The following is a 17,698-nucleotide window of genomic DNA, read 5'->3' on the forward strand; positions in this document are numbered from 1 at the left end:
TTCATATAGAAAGCATAGCCACTCTGCTATAATAAAGGAATATCAGAAGGATGTTCAGGTGGTGGAAAAGTGAAAAGTTTACAATTAACATTTGATAATATGCTGTCAATCAGTAAAGCGTTAGCGAATCAAACGCGGGTGGAAATATTAAAAATCTTAAGCGAAAAACCACACAATGTGAATGAACTCAAAACAAAATTAAATTTACCATTTTCAACAACAGCCTCTCATGTAAATAAACTCGAAGAAGTCGGTTTGATTGTGACAGAACTTGTGCCGGGAAGAGGGACTCAGAAAATAAGTGCGATTAATTATGATCAAATCGTGATGGACCTGTTCTGGGATCACTCAACTGCAGAACAGCAGGAAATCAACTTTGAGATGCCAATCGGCGATTACCTGGATTGCTATGTAGTACCCAATTGCGGGCTGGTAGCTGAAGATGGATATATCGGCGCACAGGACGATCCAAGGTCTTTTTATGAACCTGATAGAAAAAAAGCACAACTGCTTTTTTTCAGGGACGGGTATGTGGAATATCGTTTTCCAAACCGCCTGCCTGATGGATCTCAGGCGAGTGAAATTGAATTCAGTGCCGAAGTTTGCTCGGAAGCGCCCAATTATAAACTAGACTGGCCGTCAGATATCACGGTCTGGGTCAATGAAAAAGAAATCGGGACATGGACCTCTCCAAGTGATTTTGGTGGAGAAAGAGGCCTCCAGACGCCTGAATGGTGGCGCACAAACTACACGCAATACGGCCTGCTGAAACAATGGAAAATCACTAAAGAAGGCTGCTTTATAGACAACATACAAGTAGAAACTGACCTGACATTGACTGACCTGATGCTGGAAGACAAACCCTACATCTCATTCAAAATCGGACTCAAAGAAGATGCTGTCAACGTAGGCGGCATGAACCTATTTGGTCCTAAGTTTGGAAACCACGAACAGGGGATCAACATGCATATGAAATACCAAGAAAAGAAATAAGATTGGAATCCGGGGATGCGGTGCATTTTCGGGTTTTTTTGGGTGTGAGGCATGTGCACTTTGGGGACGGAGGTTAGAATGTCATGAAATGTACAGAGGGGGACAGAGTTCTGGCCGCTTGCGGTTGGTCAGCTGGGCAGCCGCGCTGTTGCATAAATAATGAGTAGAACTATTTACACTATTCTTCGAAGGTTGGAAGATAAACGGCGAACCACCCGGATCATTCTTCGAAGATGGCGTTCTATTCTCCGAACCAGACCGGTTTTTCTCCGAACATCAGCAAATATTTCACGAATCCACCGTGATTCCGACCCCACTGTGCCACTAAAAAAAGCGGCTGGTGACGTACACCAGCCGCTTTTTTCACTTATCCACCCTGAACAGTTCCCCATTCATGCATGGCTTCTAGTATTGGTTTTAAGGTAAGTCCTCGTTCTGAGATAGAATACTCTACTTTTGGCGGCATTTCATTATACTGCGTCCTAATGATCAGCCCTTCCTGTTCCAGTTCTTTTAGCTGCTGGCTGAGCATTTTGTGTGTGATTCCGGGGAGGAGTCTTCTCAGCTCGTTGTAGCGCTGTGTTCCATCAAATGTGATATGCCAGAGAATGACGAGCTTCCATTTCCCGCCGACTTTATTTAACGTATATTCAATTGAGCATTTCAGCTTGCCGTTGTCATCGACTTGAATCTCTTCAGTCATTGTAATCCCTCCAATACTACCTTTTTGGGTAGTATCTTCCCAAAAAGTGCATTCTATTGTTTAGAAGAATACCCATTTATAATAGGGGTGTCAATCCAATAGAGGAGGTATTGTTAATATGACAACTTATCCAAGAAATTTTTCTCATATCGGACTTTCAGTTCCGGATTTAGATGCAGCAGTGAAATTTTATACAGAGGTGTTTGGATGGTACACGATGATGGAACCGTCCCCTGTCTATAACGATGACACACCAATCGGGCAAATGTGCCGTGACGTATTCGGAAACGACTGGGAGGAATTTCGTATTGCTCATCTTTCAACAGGTGATAAAATAGGGATCGAATTGTTCGAATTCCCTCAAAATGAGCAGCCGGATAACAACTTTGAATACTGGAAAACAGGTATTTTCCACTTCTGTATCCAGGACCCCGACATTGAAGGACTTGTGGAGAAAATCATTGCGCACGGCGGTAAACAGCGCATGCCAATCCGTGAATACTATCCGGATGATAAGCCATATAAAATGGTATATGTAGAAGATCCGTTCGGCAATATTTTTGAGATTTATACGCATAGTTATGAGATGACTTATTCGGCGGGTGCTTATTAAATCGTTGGAAACTATAAGAAAAGCGGCTGGCTTGTGCGCCTGCCGCTTTTTGCATTTATATGAGGTAGGTCAAATGGCATGAAGTGTCGAAGGTGGGCGGCTGAGCGTCGAACGGCTTGGGCTTTCCGTCGAACACCACATGTTTTCCCTCGAACATATTGCAGCATTCTACGAACCTTCACGAACCACCCAAACTCAATAAACCTTATCCCCATTAAAAATCGAATTCTTCACCACAACATAATCCACATGCTTAATGGATTCAAGAGAGTTCCCGCCTGCATAGGAAATGGCGGACTGCAGATCCTGTTCCATTTCTGTCAGTGTGTCCTGCAGGGAGCCTTTGTGCTCGACGAACATTTTTTTGCCTTCGACGTTTTTCTTTTCGCCTTTTTGAAATTCAGAAGCTGAGCCGAAGTATTCTTTGACGCGCTTGCCTTCAATTTCAGTTGTTTCACCTGGTGACTCATCGTGTCCTGCAAATAGTGAACCGATCATGACCATAGACGCGCCGAATCGTACTGATTTTGCGATATCACCGTGTGTGCGAATGCCGCCGTCTGCGATGATGGGCTTACTTGCGGCTTTTGCGCACCAGCGAAGCGCAGCGAGCTGCCAGCCGCCTGTGCCGAAGCCGGTTTTGATCTTAGTGATACACACTTTACCAGGTCCAATGCCCACTTTTGTTGCGTCCGCACCGGCATGCTCAAGCTCTCTGACTGCTTCAGGTGTACCAACATTTCCTGCGATCACGAAGCTTTCAGGTAAATGCGTTTTAATATGCTGAATCATCCGGATCACTGCATTGGAATGACCGTGGGCAATATCAATCGTGATATAGTCAGGCACAAGCTTTTCAGCTGCCAATTCTTCGATAAATCCGTATTCCTCTTCCTTTACGCCAACACTGATCGAAGCAATGAAGCCTTTTGCATGCATATCTTTGATAAATGCAATACGCGTTTCGGGCTCAAAGCGGTGCATGATATAGAAGTAACCGTTTTCAGCTAAATACGCAGCAATCTTTTCATCTATAATTGTCTGCATATTCGCAGGTACAACAGGTAATTTAAATGTATGCGTGCCAAATTTCACAGAAGTATCACACTCAGAACGACTATCTACCACACATTTTGCGGGAATTAATTGAATATCCTCGTAATCAAATACATTATCCATATGAAACACTCCTAAAAGCGAATATTTTAATTAATTTATTATAAAATTGTTCGTACATTTAGTAATTTACCGTGTTTTGGATGAGATGTCAATTTAGTCGCGAAACAATTGATTGAATAAGCGGCGCGTTATTCGCCACTCATCATTTTCATTGGTCCGTTTAAGTTGATTTTGACAACCAGCAGAGCCATTTCTTCAGGCGGTATTTTTCTTCCGTTAGCAAGCCAGTGCTGCAACATACCAACGATGGCACTTGTGACGTAGGCCATGACATAGTCAACATGAAAAGACACAGGTTCTTCTGCAGGGTGGCTGAGTCTCTCCATGTTTTTTTGAATGAGTCCTTTCAGTCGATTATGAAACGATGGGTCCACCGTATTGACTAGCAGCATATAAAATAAGTCAGCTTCCTGATCCAGATAATGAAAAAGTTCTGTTGCGAATATTTTCAATGTATCCGGTTTTTCTGTCAGAACATTGATCTTCTCTGTCATTCTGGTCGTGACAATCATCCATAAATGATCCAGCAGCTCCTGCTGTATTTTTTCAAGCAGGTCAAACTTGTCTGTGTAATGAAGGTAAAAAGTGCCCCGGTTGATTTCAGCTTCATCACAAATATCACTGACGCTGATCCGCGCAAATGTTTTTTTATCTACAAGTCTGAGTAGTGCATGCCGGATGGCTTTTTTCGTTTTCTTCACACGTAAATCCTGCTTCATCGTTTTCCCCCTCTGAAAAAGTATAACGATAATAGACAATCAGCCTGCAATTGTTAATTAATCAACAAATACATAGAAAATAACGATTGTAATATCTCCTCAATTTAATATGATTATAATCAACACAGTGTTCATTAAGCAATGATTTGTCTAATAGAAAGGAGCATTTATATGCATGCAGTGGAGGTATCAGGCATATCGAAATCTTTTGGGAAAACAGAGGTTTTAAAAGATATTTCTTTTTCGGTCAGTAAGGGAGAAATTGTCGGGCTCATCGGGCCATCAGGTTCAGGGAAAACGACCGTGGTCAAAACGATTATTGGCATGGAGAAAGCGGATGAAGGCAAGGTGACCGTTCAGAATCAACGCATGCCAAACCGCCTGTTGTTAAATCAGATTGGCTATATGGCCCAGTCTGACGCGCTGTATATGGAGCTGAGTGCTGAGCAGCAGCTGGTTTTCTTTTCAAAGCTGTATGGCGTACCTAAAAACAAAAGGAAGCAGCGTATCAGTGAATGTATGGGTCTTGTTGATTTAGAAAAGGACTTATCAAAAAAGGTGATGATTTATTCTGGTGGAATGAAAAGGCGGTTATCTTTAGCGCTGGCTCTGCTGCATGAGCCGGACATTCTTGTATTGGATGAACCGACAGTTGGAATTGATCCAAGACTGAGAAAACAGATCTGGGAGAAGCTTCAGTTACTGAAGGAGCAGGGTGGCTCTATTCTGGTAACGACACATGTAATGGATGAAGCAGAACGCTGTGACAGGCTGGTACTTTTACTCGAAGGCTCAGTTTTAGCAGTCGGAACGCCTCAGGAGCTGAAAAATCAATTTAACACAGATTCGATTGAATCAATCTTTCTATTAAAGAAAGCTGGTGAATCAGCATGAGGATGCTTGCAGTAGCTGAACGGATTATTCAGCAGATTTTTAAAGACCGCAGAACACTCGCGTTAATGCTTGTTGCACCATTACTGATTCTGACACTTGTTTATTTCCTCTTTCAGACTGATCAGGAGAGCATTGCACGCATTGGTGAAACAGGCTTAACGGATCCGATGGGTGATCAGCTTGAAGAGGCGGATGTTGATCTTGTCTCTGTAGAACCGAATGAATCCTTAAAAGAACTTTTGCTTAATGAAGATCTGGATGCTTATTTTCTTTTGGAGGATGACCTGCTTCAAGTCACTTACAATGCGAGTTCTACTACCACGATTGGCAGTGTAAAGGCACAGATTGCCGGACTTCGCCAGCAGCATTTCGCTTTGCAGGTAGAGGAAGTAATGATGAAGGCAGCTGAAAGCGGGCTGATTCAGCCGGATGAAGCGCCAGGGTTTCTCAATATAGAGGAAACATACGAGTTTGGATCAGACGAAACAACATTTTTTGATACAATCAGTCCATTTTTAATCGGGTTCTTCGTTTTCTTTTTTGTATTTCTGATTTCCGGGATTTCGCTTTTGCGTGAAAGGACAACGGGCACGCTTGACCGGTTGCTTGCAACACCTGTGAAGCGTTCTGATATTGTATTTGGCTATCTGATTGGGTATGGCATATTTGCTGTCATTCAGACCATCATTGTCGTCTTTTACAGTACGTATATTCTGGACATTCAGATTGCAGGAAGCATTTGGTATGTGCTGCTGATTAACAGTCTGATTGCTTTTGTAGCGCTGGCGTTTGGACTGTTACTATCCACTTTTGCCAATTCTGAGCTTCAGATGGTTCAGTTCATTCCGATTGTCGTCATTCCGCAGATCTTTTTCGCCGGCCTCCTACCAGTAGACTCACTGCAGGAATGGCTTCAGGTAATTGCGAAAATCATGCCGCTTTATTATGGTGGTGATGCTTTAAAAGCTGTGATGATCTTCGGTCGGGGGATAGATGACATTCTGCTTGATCTTTTCATTCTGTTCGGCATTGCGATTGTGTTTACATTCATAAACATTCAAGCATTAAAAAAATACAGAAAGATATAACTTTAACACAAGAATGTCTTTGCCATTATAAACTGATGGAGACACTTTTTTGTATTCAAAAAAAGTGGGGATGGAGGTCTCGCTACTAATTTATCTTCGTAGCGTGATCTCCATCCCCATTTTATAAAATCAAACTGCTATGCCCTTTGTCTTCTCGTCATCACATCAAAAATAACCGCCAGTGCGAGAACACCGCCCCGAATCATATATTGCGATGCGATTCCGACGCCTAGCAAGTTCATCCCGTTAACGAGTGTCGCCATTACAACTGCACCAATGACGGCACCTGTTACTTTACCGACACCACCGGCTGCTGAAACACCACCTACAAAAGCAGCTGCGATAGCATCCAGCTCAAAAAGTGTACCGGCTGTTGTGGTGGCAGACTGCAGGCGGGAAGTAAACAGAATACCTGATAGAGCGGACAGCATTCCCATTGAGCCAAAAACAATGAACGTAATTTTGCTGACATTGATACCTGAAAGATGGGCTGCTTCAGGATTACTGCCGACTGCATAAATGTGACGCCCAAGGACTGTTTTTGTTGTGATGAAATGATACACCACTAAAACAATTAAAATAATAATCATCGTCCATGAGAATCCGTTATAACCTGCGAGAATCCATGTTACGTAACCAATTAAAGAAGATACAAGTACAAGTTGAATGATAAAAAGCGGATTGGAAACTACGTCAAAGCTGTATTTGATTTTGTTTTTTCGGTTTTTTATCATTGAATAAATATAATAAAGAATGGCAGCTGCACCAATCATTAATGACAGCAGGTGGAGGCCGCCGACTTGTGAAATGGAGGGAATATAGCCATTCCCAATCGCATTAAACGCCTCATTATTTACATTAATCGTTCCGGATCTTTCAGTTGCCTGCAGTAAGGCTCCCCGGTAAATAAGCCAACCGGCAAGTGTAGCTACAAAGGCTGGTATACCAACTTTTGCAACAAGAAACCCTGTTACTGAACCAGCTAGCATTCCCAAAATCAAAATAATCGGGATGACCAGAAAAACCGGCAGATTAAACTGTACCAGTAATATCGCAGCGATTGCGCCGAGAAATCCTGCAAGAAATCCAATTGATAAATCAATATGTCTGATGACAATGACCAACATGACCCCAACAGCTAAAACAGCAATATAGCCTGAAGAATCTATTAAGTTACTTATATTTCTTGATGACATAAAAAGGCCATCTGTTAAAATTGTAAAGATTAACATGATGACGAGAAGGGCAATATACATGCCATAATCCCGGATATTATGTTTTAGTAATGCTTTTGCCTCTTTAAGTAATTTCATCTTCTTCACTCCTATTGTGTTGCAAGTTCCATGATCTTTTCCTGACTTGCTTCATTTGAAGACAGTTCTCCTTTAATCTCACCTTTGGCCATGACATAGACCCGATCACTCATACCAAGTACTTCACCAAGCTCTGATGAAATCATGATAATACTCATGCCGCTTTCAATTAACTTATTCATGACTGTGTAAATCTCAAGTTTTGCACCTACATCAATGCCGCGCGTAGGTTCATCCAGAATCAGGAGTTTTGGTCCAACAAAAAGCCACTTTCCAATTGATACTTTTTGCTGATTTCCACCGCTCAGGTTACCGACCTTTTGTTCGATGGAAGGTGTTTTAATGCCGAGTGATTTTCTATATTCTTCAGCAGTACGGATTTCTTCGTTGTCGTTGACGACCCCGTATGCCGACAGATCTTTCAGATTTGAGATCGAAATATTATTTTTAATGTCCTGCAGTAAAAATAATCCGTCTCCTTTTCGATCTTCAGTTACGTATGCGATACCGGATTTAATGGCATCACTCGTATGCTTTAATTGGATGGGCTGACCGTCTACAAACAACTCACCTGACGTTTTATATTTTTTTGAATTACCAAAAATACTGAGAGCCAGTTCAGTTCTTCCGGCACCCATTAACCCGGCTATCCCAACGATTTCTCCATAATTCACATGAAGATCAATGTGTTCTGCTACATTTCTCCCGAGGTGCCCGTCATAAGCTGACCAGTTCTTTAATTCGAGCAGTCTGTGGTCAGTTACTGGATGATTTCTCTTTGGGTAAATATCTTCGATTTCACGGCCGACCATGTTTTTAATAATAGCTGCTTCTGTAATCTCTCCACGCGTTGCATCCAGCGTACAAATGGTTTCACCATCCCGCAGTACAGTCGCTTTATCTGCAATAGCAATTACCTCGTTAAGCTTATGAGAAATCATAATAGAAGTAATTCCTTGTTTTTTCAGCTCTTTTAACAGGTTTAACAGGTTCGCGCTGTCTGTATCATTCAACGCGGCAGTGGGTTCATCAAGAATTAGAAGTTTTACCCGTTTACTCAGCGCTTTTGCAATTTCAACTAATTGCTGTTTGCCGACCCCGATTTCTTTTATTAATGTTTCGGGATTAATGTGAAGGTTTACTTTTTCCAAAAGTTCCTTAGATTTTGTGATGGCTTCATTCCAGTTCAGCACGCCTTTGCGCTGCAGTTCGTTACCGATAAAAATATTTTCATAGATAGAAAGGTCGGGAAATAATGCTAACTCCTGATAAATGATGACAATGCCGATATCAACGCTGTCACTGATCTTATTGAATTGTTGAACTTGTCCATCAAAATAAATATCTCCTGAATACTCTCCATAAGGGTAAACACCACTTAAAACTTTCATCAGTGTGGATTTACCTGCTCCGTTCTCGCCTACCAGACAATGAATTTCTCCTCTTTCAACTTGGAAATTAACATTAGAGAGCGCCTTTACGCCGGTAAACTCTTTGGATATGCCTTTCATCTCTAGAATTGTATCGTTCATTTTATGCCTCCTAAGCACTTGTCTTTAATTAAAATACAGAGCAATCGTGCCAGGGGAGGTATGCTGACACGATTACTCTTGTAATCAAAACGGTTATTCTAACCCCTCGAATTCACTTGCTTCATAGTATTCTGAGTCGATTAATTCTGCTTGTACATTATCCTGGTCAACGACGATTACGTCTGTCTGCTTTGCATTTACTTCAATACTGTTATTGTCATAAGTAGCAGTTGTTTCAGGATCATTGCCGTCCAACACGTCAACTGCCATGCCCATAGCATCTTCTACAAGTGTGCGCACATCTTTGAAAACGGTCATAGATTGCTTGCCGTCAATGATGTATTGGATAGAAGCTTTTTCAGCATCCTGACCTGTGATCGTGTAATTCGTAATCGCGCCATCAGTAGCGAAAACGTCAGCGATTGAACGGGCAGTTCCATCATTTGGTGCAAGAATAGAAACATCACCCTTCATATCAGCACCTGCGGAAGTTAAGTGTGTTTCAGCTTTGTTCTTCGCTTCACTTGGATCCCAGTTTGTTGTTACCTGTCCAAGGATGCTTCCAAGCTCATCACGGCTTAACTCGGCTTTATCTTTTAATGCTTCAGCTTCACTGGAGTTCGCAATCACGAATGTGCCGTCAGCAATTTTCGGCTGAAGTACATTCCATGCACCTTCAAAGAATAGGAATGCATTGTTATCAGATGCAGCACCAGCATACAGGTAGAGCGGGATGCCTGAACCTTCGGCCTGATCTACTAAATACTGTCCCTGTGCTTCTCCAACGGCTACGCTGTCGAACGTAACATAGTAGTCTACTGCTTCTGTATCAGTGATCAGGCGGTCATAAGATATAACCGTAATACCTTCCTCTTGAGCAGCTTCTACTGCAGATCCTGCCGCTGTTCCATCATGCGGAGCGATGATTAAGACATCCATTCCTTTACTGATTAATGTTTCAACGTTTTCTTTTTCTTTTGCTGAAGATCCCTGACTGAATAAAATTTCAGTTGTGTAATCTGAATCTGCCAGTGCATCCTCGAATCTTGTTTCATCCTGAACCCATCTCGGCTCATCTTTAGTAGGTAAAACAATTCCTACATCGAGACCGCTTCCGGATCCGGAACCCCCTTCACTGCCGCATCCTGCCAAACCGAATGTTAAGACTGCAGCTGAAAGTAATCCCAGTGCCTTTGATTTTTTCCCCATTGTTGTAAGACCCCTTTCAAAATGTGTTTTGTTCTTTACAAGATAAATGTAGCATCGGAAACACAATTGAAAACGCTTTCTTATAGCAGTAAATTATCATCATGCTGTATTTTATTAATATTCAGATAAATCAGCGATCAAAATAAAAAGCTGCGATCCAATTGGACCGCAGCTGATTACTTTATTGGTTATAGACGTCATCCTCCTGATGGAATCCGTCTGCAATGACTGTTTCTCTGATATTCGTCTGGTCGACAGGAACCGGAGGCAGCAGGATAGAGGGGACATTGATTTTCCCGTTATTAATCGTCCGGTCTTCCTGTATGTCTTCTCCTAATGCGAGCTTAATCGCCAGTTCCACTGCGCGTTCTGATAGATCATTAATACTTTTGTACATTGTCAGATTTTGTGTTCCCGCTACAATTCTTTGAACACCTGCCAAATCTGCATCTTGCCCGGCTACAGGAATACTTCCCGCGAGGTTGTAAGCTTCAAGTGCTTCTATCGCAGCACCCGCCGTCGCGTCATTTCCTGCAATGACCGCATTAATTTTCTGATGATTTACTTCAAGTGCTGTTTCCATGTTCTTTTTTGCCACGTCTGGAATCCAGTCTTTTGTCCACTGGTCGAAGACAACTGTGATATCACCTTTTTCAATGTAAGGTTTTAAAACTTTAAAAACACCCTGCTTCATCAGGTGAGCATTGTAATCAGTATCTGCTCCTCCAAGGTAGACATAATTTCCTTTTGGCACCATTTCAGTCATAGCAGTCGCCTGCAGGATGCCTACTTGTTCATTATCATAGGATAAATATAAGTCCACTTCCGCATTCCTTACGAGCCGGTCGTATGACAATACTTTAATGCCTGCATCATGGGCTCTTTCCACAATGGCTGCCATGGATTCTGCGTTGTGAGGAACGACAACCAGTACATCAATACCTTCACTGATCATTTTTTCTGTCTGCCAGATTTGTTTGACGTCATCCCCATTTGCAACCGTGACTTCGACTTCTACGCCTGCAGCTTTGGCAGTTTTTAAAAATAGATCACGATCCTTGAACCATCGGTCTTCCTGAAGCGTATCCATTGAGAAGCCGATTTTGATATCTTTCGGACTCTTTTGTTCAACCGCTTCCGGCGCCGGTTCAACTTCTGTGGCTTTATCTTCAGTTGAGCAGGCAACCAGCAGAATGGTCATGATACAGGTCAACATAAGTGTTAAGTGTTTTTTCACAAACTTACATCCCTTCATGATCAGTCATTACGTGATAAATGTTTTACTTCGGTAAGCTGTAGGAGAGAGATGAAAAGCTTTTTTAAATACCTTACTGAAATAATTCGGATCGTGATAGCCTATTTCTATCGCAATTTCCTTCATACTTTTCTCAGAGTCTCGCATTAATTTCTTTGCTTTCTCAAGCCGGCAATCAGTCAGAAAGCTGATGTAATTAATGCCTAGCTTTTCTTTAAAAAGCTTACTGACATAAATTGGACTCAGTCCTGCTTCTTTACTGATAATTTCTAAAGATAAATCTTCATGAGCATGTTCGATAATATAATGCTTAATTTGTTCTATCATGTCCCCATCTGTATTTTGGTTATGTTTTTGATGTGCAAATTTCATCCGGTCGAGCATATAACCAGTTTCAGCCCTCAGCTGCTTATATCCATTTACCTGCACAGAATATACAGGAAATTCAACCTCTACACCCATATCTGACAGGACAGATGATATGAGCCAGAGGATTTCAGCTAAGTTTTTTTGTGTCTGAATCACGTCTTTATTTTCTCTTTCGAATTGATCAGTCCTGTCTTTAACCTCTTGAATTAATTCCTCCCACTTGTTTTGACGGAGGAGTTCATAAAATTTCTGTTCATATGCCTTATAAGACTGTGAGTAAAAATCTAGTGTTAACATCGGCATATCTGAATAAAACTGATATTTAACAGGCTGCTGGTAGTTCCTTGTTGCAATAAGAGATTCCTGATAAGACTGTTTAATCCGGTCAATTGGTTCATACACATCACCAATTCCGATAAACCAACCATCCTGATCCATTTTTCTCAGTGATAGAATTTGCTTAGCCATTGTAATGGCCTGATGACGGAAGGACTCTCCACTGTTACGAAAGACAATAATCGGAACCTGTCTGCCATTCATTGCACCTGTCCAGCCGCTTCCGGTTCTTCTGACCACGTCTTTTACAGCGGAGTATGAGCTTTTCGCATCTTCAGGAATGAGGAGGTTCATCACAAATTTATCCCTCGTGATTGGAATATTTAGCAGATCAACAAGCTGGTTTAAGTGAACTTCATGGACATGATCAAACAGCAGCTGTGTCACGACATCCGTTTCAAAAACTGCCATTGCTTTCTCAATGGTGCTTCGATAGCGTTTACTTTCTTCTGTGGATTTTTTTTCTGCATATATTTTATTCAGTACACCTTCTGCCGTTTTGATGATTTCACTTACTTTACTCGGCTTTAGGATATAATCGTGTACACCGAGTTTCATTGCCTGCTGTGCATATTCAAACTTGGCATAAGCAGTTACAAGAATGAACTTTGTGTCTGGGTAGGTCTGATGCAACTGCTCAATGGCTTCAAGTCCTGAAATGCCGGGCATTTGAATATCCATAAAAACCAGGTCCGGCTTAAAGTGACTACACATTTCAATCGCGATTCTGCCATTTCTCGCTTGCTTAATATCGAGTTCAAGATGTCTTTTCAGAATAATTTCGAGCCCATCACGTTCCATCTGTTCATCATCCACTATAAGAACTTTGATCATAACCCATCTCACTCCTTTCTTTTAAAATAAACAGGGATATCTTTGTCCCTTTTCCTGAGATACTCTGTATATCCACCACATGATCACTTGAATTGAATAGCTTTAATCGCTGGACTACATTTTTAAAGCCGATGCCTGTCCCTTTTTCACTGTTTACCGCACGCGCACTCATTAAAGCGTCTATTTTTTCTTCAGTCATACCTGGACCATCGTCTTCAACTTCTATTACAACATGGTTCAGTGCATTCTTTATCCTAAACATAATGGTTCCGCCATCCTCGCTTGGTTCTACTGCATGTATAATCGCATTTTCAACAATTGGCTGAAGAGTCAGACCGGGTATCTGAACATCGAGACACGCCTCATCAATTTCAGTCACAAACGTCAGCCGATCAGTATATCTTGCTTTTTGAATCTGGATGTATTGGTTTAGAACATACAGTTCTTCATGTAAAGCAGTCGGTTTGTCCATGTGCCTCAAGTTATAACGCATCAGATCTGCAATACTGACTAACAGATCACTGGTTTCTTCAGACCCTTCAAGATAAGCCTTTTTTGAGAGTGTATTAAGCGTGTTAAACAAAAAGTGGGGATTAATCTGACTCTGCAGGCTGAGCAGCTGACTTTCCTTCAGCAGATATTTACTTTCCTGGAGCTCAGCTTCAAGCTTTGCTTTTTGTGTTGTTTCTATAAACAAATTGTTAATATTAATTCGCATTTGCTCGAACGTTTTGGCTAAAATCGCTGTTTCATCTTTTGAGTCTGCTTCAATTTCTCTGTCGAATTGACCTTTTGACAGTCGCTTTGCTGATTCTGTCAACTTCTCGAGCGGTTTCGTAATACGCAGTGAAAACCAGTAAGTGAAAAATAGTAGCATTAATATAATTGTAACTAGAAGCCATACACCAAGCTCTGTCAGTTTTTCAGAGCGCTCGATCATTTCTCTGTAAAAGATGTCATAGGTCCTTAATTCTTTATCAATAACAGAGAGCCTCATCTCTGATACATAATCAGCAATATGGATTGCTTCATTCAGTGCTGCTTTGGCAGTATCAGTTTCATCTGATATTTGAAAATTCACTGAGCGCTCAGTCATTTCAATTAAACTTGCTGTAAGATTTGTATAATTGGTCAGCTCAGATTCATTGTCCGTGTTCCTAAATGCAGTGACCTGATCATATAACTGACCCACCCTGTTTTTACGGCGTTCAATCGTTCTGAAGTTTGCATCAGAAGGGTCGAGCAGATAGGCATTCAGTGACGTGACCATTTCCTGACTGACCATATTCAGCTCATTTATAATCAGATATCGTTCAAGAATCTGATTATACTGATCCTGCATTTTCTGATTGTAGTAGGTGAGAGAAATCCAAATAATGACCATAATGATCAATACAACGATTGCCAGCAGCCATATTTTCTTTTGTAAATGTTTCATTGGCCGCTCAAATCCTTCACAATCTGAATGTCAGTAAAATAACCTTCAATATCAAGCGGCAGGCTGTCTTTTTGCAGCCACTCTGACATTAGTTCCACACTTAACCGGCCCATTTCTTTAGGAGACTGTTCCACTATGCCATCGATTTTTCCATCCTCAAGCAGCGCATAAGCTCCGCGTTCCTCATCAAATGTGTATATGTAATAAGGCTCTACCTTCCTTCTTGTTTCAATCTCTTTAACAAGCTCTTCTGTATAAGAGGCGTTCACCGCAACAAATGATGCCGCCTGAGGAAAATGATTGAGCAGGTCGTTCACAGAAGAAAGCCCCTGGTCACTTTCTGCGCCAATCTTTGCTTCTATCACACTGATGTCTGGATAATCAGCCAGATAATGTTCAATACCTTCGAGACGCTGACGCTGAAAATACGCCTGTTCACTATCAATCATCAGAATGACTTCACCAGCCTTACCCATATCTTTGAGTAGTTGTTCGGCAAGCAGTTCACCAGCTTCAAACTGGTCAGACCCAACATAGGTCTTACGAAGACTTTCTTCTTTCGGTACATCATGAGCAACAGTCAGAACAGGAATCCCATATGAAGCCGCTTTCAATTTTGTCAATTCTTTAAATTTTTCATGGTCGAGCCCCTGCACAATAATTCCGTCTACCTTTGAATAAATCGCAATTTCAATTTTTCTAAGAAAATCATCCGTATTATTGCCGTAGATGCCGCTCACATCCAGGTCAATGTCCATCTCCACTGCTTTTTCTTCAGCACCAGACGTTACACCTCTCCAAAAAGGGTGGTCTATTTCATTCATAATCAGCACAATGCGCGGCACACCTTCATCCTGTTCGCTGGAATTCGGTAAGTCCCAGTCTGTATAAAAGACAGCCGCAGCTGCCTGAAATGTAAAATAGAATAGAAAAATACCGACAACCGCAACCATAAGTGTAAAAAGCTTTCGCATAACAGGAAAGCATCTCCTTTTTAAAGTGAATTAATATTCAGTAAATTATAACAAAAGCCTGATGGTGAGTATATGTCTGTTTTTCCTGCAGAATTTGGATTTGAACACTCATTAATGGATGAAGTCTGTTATGGTACAGTCGAACGAGAGACTTACTGAGGAAAGTGAAGCGTGTGTATTCCTGTGGTGGCGTAACATCTGTCTGGAAAAAGACAGACGCTATTTTTTATTGTCAAAACAGTTTTCGCATATAAATACAGCTTCATTTCGTAAATATGCTTTGATCTCTGTGAATCCTTTTCTTTTTGGATAACGGAGCTTTGCATAGACCTGTTCATTCTTTTCAATTTCCTTGTCGCAATTTATACACTTTGGGGGATCCCATAACATTTCTAAACCCTCCTGTTCTTTCCGTTTTTTGTAAGGTAAAATAAGTGTAGCTTAAACTCAGCTATCTTACAATTCATTGGGGAACAGGGAGGGGAAATGAAGATGATTCAACAAATAGGACAAATTGGTGTGCCAGTCAAAGATGTGAAGCGTGCAACATTATTCTACCGTGAAAGGCTCGGACTGCAGCAATTGTTTGAAACTGAAAACATGGCATTTTTTGAGTGCGAAGGAATTCGTATCATGTTAACGCTTCCTGAAAATGAAGCTTTTGATCATCCTGGCTCTGTTATCTATTTTAATGTGCCGGATATTGAAGAAGCCTATCAGCAATTCGAAGACAAGGGTGTTTCATTTCTTGATCAGCCGCATGTGGTGGCAAAGATGGAACAAACAGAGACGTGGATGACGTTTTTTAATGATACTGAGGGAAATACGCACGCATTGATGAGTGAAGTGCGGGTGTAAGAAAGTTATAAAATCTGCACACTATTATAAAAAAGAACTTCCCGTGCATCACTTATAGCATGATGCGCGGGAAGCGAGTGTTAAAATGAGTAAGATTCCCCGTCCTCAGGAACATGCAACTGTCCTGCAAAACTTTTTTCCTCAGCAAAAACCCTCAGATCCTCACGTGATAACGCCCAATGGTTGACCGCTTCCATATGAACTGCCATAATTTCAGCTTTTGGCGCAGCTTTAGCAGTTTCATATACATCTTCTTTTCCCATCACGAGTGAACCGCCTTCAAGGAATTGATTATCACCGGCATTTACCACGATGATATCTGGCTCATGCTGGCTGATTTCATTTTCAACACCTTCATACCAGACCGTATCACCGGCCACATATAGTGTTTTTTCATTTTCGTGTTTAAAAACGACACCTGAAACGAGTCCAAGTATCTTCAGGATTTCGCCTCTTCCGTGCTCGCCGGCCGTTTTGATCAGCTCAGTTCCTTTAAAAACAGTTTTCTCTGTCAGTACTTCAACATTTTCAAAACCGTCTTCCATTACTTTCATTGCATCTTCATCATTTTGAACAAATATCTTGATGTCTTTAGGTAATGCTTCTTTTGCCGCATCATCGTAGTGATCAAGGTGCAGGTGTGTTAAAATCACCGCATTCACATCCTGAATCAATTCATTTAATGACACCGGCAATTCAACAAGCGGATTGTTCTGATCCTGCCTCGCCGCGTTTTGAAGGGGTGGATAAGCACCCTTTTCAGCTAGAAACGGATCAACGAGAAACTTTTGACCTGCATAGTGGACAACGAGTGTAGCATTTCGGATTAATTGTATTTTCATTACGAATCAGCTCCTGTTTTTTAAAAGGTTATCTTTATGACTTGAAACAAAAGATTACCGGTGCTGATCAATTAAAATCGGATTGCCATCCGGATCTTCAAGCGTAATACTCGCGGGTCCGGAACCGGTTTCATCTGCTTCGCTTATTAACGGAACACCAGCAGCTTTCAGTTTTTGCTGAAGCTCACGCACATCTGTAAATGATTCAATTTCCTGCGCATCCTGATCCCATCCAGGATTAAATGTTAATAGGTTTTTTTCGAACATTCCCTGAAACAATCCAATCACTGTTTCTCCATTCTTTAAAATCAGCCAGTTCTGATCAATATCGCCGCCAAATGTTTCAAAGCCTAACTTTTCGTAAAAGGCTTTTGAGACATGAATATCTTTTACATTTAAACTGATTGAAAAAGCGCCTAGTTTCATATGATTGCCTCCAATTCATTTTGGGTTTAGATTCTACTTTAGTAATTCAACTTTGGCCTTGAGGAATCCTGCATGAATTCTGGCATAATAAGATTAGCATCATGAACGGAAAATGAGATCATG

18 protein-coding genes are annotated in these 17,698 nt (G+C 41.4%); 5 read left to right on the plus strand and 13 right to left on the minus strand.

Annotated elements, in window-relative coordinates:
- Positions 1-69: 69 nt before the first annotated feature.
- Complete coding sequence (locus E2626_RS08185; RefSeq protein ID WP_134381260.1) at positions 70-993, plus strand: ArsR/SmtB family transcription factor; 924 nt, start codon at positions 70-72, stop codon at positions 991-993.
- 241 nt (positions 994-1,234) lie between these two features.
- Here E2626_RS08185 and E2626_RS17470 read toward each other — a convergent pair whose 3' ends face one another.
- Together E2626_RS17470 and E2626_RS08190 are read right to left on the minus strand one after the other, a co-directional pair.
- A complete protein-coding gene (locus E2626_RS17470) occupies positions 1,235-1,360 on the minus strand; it encodes a hypothetical protein (protein ID WP_279587260.1) in 126 nt (41 codons plus the stop codon).
- Positions 1,361-1,696, minus strand: coding sequence for a winged helix-turn-helix transcriptional regulator (locus E2626_RS08190; protein ID WP_134381261.1), 336 nt, complete (start codon positions 1,694-1,696; stop codon positions 1,361-1,363).
- A gap of 118 nt (positions 1,697-1,814) precedes the next feature.
- Here E2626_RS08190 and E2626_RS08195 point away from each other — a divergent pair, with 118 nt between their 5' ends.
- Positions 1,815-2,309 (plus strand): lactoylglutathione lyase family protein, encoded by a 495-nt coding sequence (locus E2626_RS08195; RefSeq protein WP_134381262.1) that lies wholly within the window; start codon positions 1,815-1,817, stop codon positions 2,307-2,309.
- Between the two features lie 195 nt (positions 2,310-2,504).
- On the opposite strand, the gene guaC is transcribed toward E2626_RS08195, so the two are convergent.
- The gene (guaC, locus tag E2626_RS08200; RefSeq protein WP_134381263.1) at positions 2,505-3,488 is read right to left on the minus strand and encodes a GMP reductase; all 984 of its coding nucleotides are present in this window, start codon (positions 3,486-3,488) and stop codon (positions 2,505-2,507) included.
- A 128-nt stretch (positions 3,489-3,616) separates the two neighbouring features.
- A complete protein-coding gene (locus E2626_RS08205; protein ID WP_134381264.1) occupies positions 3,617-4,207 on the minus strand; it encodes a TetR/AcrR family transcriptional regulator in 591 nt (196 codons plus the stop codon).
- A 171-nt stretch (positions 4,208-4,378) separates the two neighbouring features.
- On the opposite strand from E2626_RS08205, the gene E2626_RS08210 reads away from it, so the two are divergent.
- Both E2626_RS08210 and E2626_RS08215 read left to right on the plus strand, forming a co-directional pair.
- Complete coding sequence (locus E2626_RS08210) at positions 4,379-5,101, plus strand: ABC transporter ATP-binding protein (RefSeq protein ID WP_134381265.1); 723 nt, start codon at positions 4,379-4,381, stop codon at positions 5,099-5,101.
- On the plus strand, positions 5,098-6,189 hold the full coding sequence (locus tag E2626_RS08215; protein ID WP_134381266.1) for an ABC transporter permease: 1,092 nt from the start codon (positions 5,098-5,100) through the stop codon (positions 6,187-6,189). Before E2626_RS08210 ends, E2626_RS08215 begins: the two co-directional genes overlap by 4 nt.
- A gap of 137 nt (positions 6,190-6,326) precedes the next feature.
- Here the strand turns inward: E2626_RS08215 and E2626_RS08220 are convergent, their stop codons facing one another.
- The 7 genes from E2626_RS08220 to E2626_RS08250 form a co-directional block, all read right to left on the minus strand.
- On the minus strand, positions 6,327-7,502 hold the full coding sequence (locus E2626_RS08220) for a sugar ABC transporter permease (protein ID WP_134381267.1): 1,176 nt from the start codon (positions 7,500-7,502) through the stop codon (positions 6,327-6,329).
- An 11-nt stretch (positions 7,503-7,513) separates the two neighbouring features.
- On the minus strand, positions 7,514-9,034 hold the full coding sequence (locus E2626_RS08225) for a sugar ABC transporter ATP-binding protein (RefSeq protein ID WP_134381268.1): 1,521 nt from the start codon (positions 9,032-9,034) through the stop codon (positions 7,514-7,516).
- A 93-nt stretch (positions 9,035-9,127) separates the two neighbouring features.
- Complete coding sequence (locus tag E2626_RS08230; protein WP_134381269.1) at positions 9,128-10,243, minus strand: sugar ABC transporter substrate-binding protein; 1,116 nt, start codon at positions 10,241-10,243, stop codon at positions 9,128-9,130.
- A 181-nt stretch (positions 10,244-10,424) separates the two neighbouring features.
- Positions 10,425-11,480 (minus strand): sugar ABC transporter substrate-binding protein, encoded by a 1,056-nt coding sequence (locus tag E2626_RS08235; RefSeq protein ID WP_244094276.1) that lies wholly within the window; start codon positions 11,478-11,480, stop codon positions 10,425-10,427.
- 27 nt (positions 11,481-11,507) lie between these two features.
- A complete protein-coding gene (locus tag E2626_RS08240) occupies positions 11,508-13,037 on the minus strand; it encodes a response regulator (RefSeq protein WP_134381271.1) in 1,530 nt (509 codons plus the stop codon).
- Positions 13,012-14,475 (minus strand): sensor histidine kinase, encoded by a 1,464-nt coding sequence (locus E2626_RS08245; RefSeq protein WP_134381272.1) that lies wholly within the window; start codon positions 14,473-14,475, stop codon positions 13,012-13,014. The genes E2626_RS08240 and E2626_RS08245 overlap by 26 nt, the downstream gene beginning before the upstream one ends.
- Positions 14,472-15,449, minus strand: a complete 978-nt coding sequence (locus tag E2626_RS08250) for a sugar ABC transporter substrate-binding protein (RefSeq protein WP_134381273.1) — start codon at positions 15,447-15,449, stop codon at positions 14,472-14,474. Before E2626_RS08250 ends, E2626_RS08245 begins: the two co-directional genes overlap by 4 nt.
- A 492-nt stretch (positions 15,450-15,941) precedes the next feature.
- Between E2626_RS08250 and E2626_RS08260 the strand changes: the two genes are divergently transcribed.
- Entirely contained in the window at positions 15,942-16,307 is a 366-nt protein-coding gene (locus E2626_RS08260; RefSeq protein WP_134381275.1) for a VOC family protein, read from the plus strand.
- An 80-nt stretch (positions 16,308-16,387) separates the two neighbouring features.
- On the opposite strand, the gene E2626_RS08265 is transcribed toward E2626_RS08260, so the two are convergent.
- Both E2626_RS08265 and E2626_RS08270 read right to left on the minus strand, forming a co-directional pair.
- Positions 16,388-17,149: an MBL fold metallo-hydrolase gene (locus E2626_RS08265; RefSeq protein WP_134381276.1), complete on the minus strand. Its 762-nt coding sequence runs from the start codon at positions 17,147-17,149 to the stop codon at positions 16,388-16,390.
- Between the two features lie 54 nt (positions 17,150-17,203).
- Entirely contained in the window at positions 17,204-17,575 is a 372-nt protein-coding gene (locus tag E2626_RS08270) for a VOC family protein (RefSeq protein WP_134381277.1), read from the minus strand.
- Positions 17,576-17,698: the final 123 nt, after the last annotated feature.

The organism is Jeotgalibacillus salarius (genome assembly GCF_004405125.1).
GTDB lineage: Bacteria > Bacillota > Bacilli > Bacillales > Jeotgalibacillaceae > Jeotgalibacillus > Jeotgalibacillus salarius.